We start from the raw sequence: 826 nt of genomic DNA on the forward strand, positions 1-826 counted from the left end.
CGGTCCCGTGGGCTCTGGCCGGACAGGATCGTCCACGTGGAGTGCGACACCATCGAACAGGTCAGCGAGGCACTGTCCGCCGGGGCCGATGCCCTGCTGCTCGACAACATGGAGCCGGAAGTCGTCCGGGAGGCCGTCGGCATCGCCCGCTCATTCGGTGAGGAGGGCGGAAAGGTGCCCCTCCTCGAGGCGTCGGGGGGCATCACGCTCGAGACCGTTGCCGACTACGCAGCGACCGGCGTGGACTGCGTATCCAGCGGCTCCCTCACGCAGGCCGCACCGGCACTCGACATGGGCCTGGACCTGGACCGGGTCGATCCATGACCGCAACACCCACCGGCGCACCCTTTCGTGCGATGATCTTCCCAGGCGCCGAAACCGTTGCGGAGGAGCGACCTTGCTGCTGACCATCGACGTGGGCAACACCCAGACCGTCATCGGGCTCTACGAGAGCGAGCCCACCTCGGGGGCGACCGCCGCCGCCGGCCTGCTCGACCACTGGCGGATAGCCACCGACGCGGAGCGAACCGCCGACGAGCACGCCGTCGTGATCCGGAGCCTGCTGCAGTTGTCCGGCTATCCGTTCGACATGGACGGGGTGGCGATCTGCGCCGGCGTGCCACGCGTGCTTGCCAGCCTGCGCGAGATGATCGACCGCAGCACCGACGTCACGCCGGTCGTGATCGAGCCTGGCGTTCGCACGGGAATGGCGATCCTGTACGACAACCCCAGGGAGGTGGGTGCCGACCGCATCGCCAACGCCGTCGCCGCCTTCGACCTATACGGCGGACCGACCGTCGTGGTCGACTTCGGGACCGGCAACAAC

Annotated in this window: 2 protein-coding genes; both read left to right on the top strand. The window is 68.8% G+C overall.

What is annotated here, in order from left to right; genetic code table 11:
* Nucleotides 1-324 (top strand): hypothetical protein (locus GY812_16915; protein ID MCP4437167.1); only part of this gene is annotated, 324 nt, incomplete at its 5' end.
* Nucleotides 325-397: 73 nt separating this feature from the next.
* Nucleotides 398-826: type III pantothenate kinase (locus GY812_16920; GenBank protein ID MCP4437168.1), on the top strand; the 429-nt coding region annotated here is incomplete at its 3' end.

The organism is Actinomycetes bacterium (genome assembly GCA_024222295.1).
In the GTDB taxonomy this organism is placed as follows: domain Bacteria; phylum Actinomycetota; class Acidimicrobiia; order Acidimicrobiales; family Microtrichaceae; genus JAAEPF01.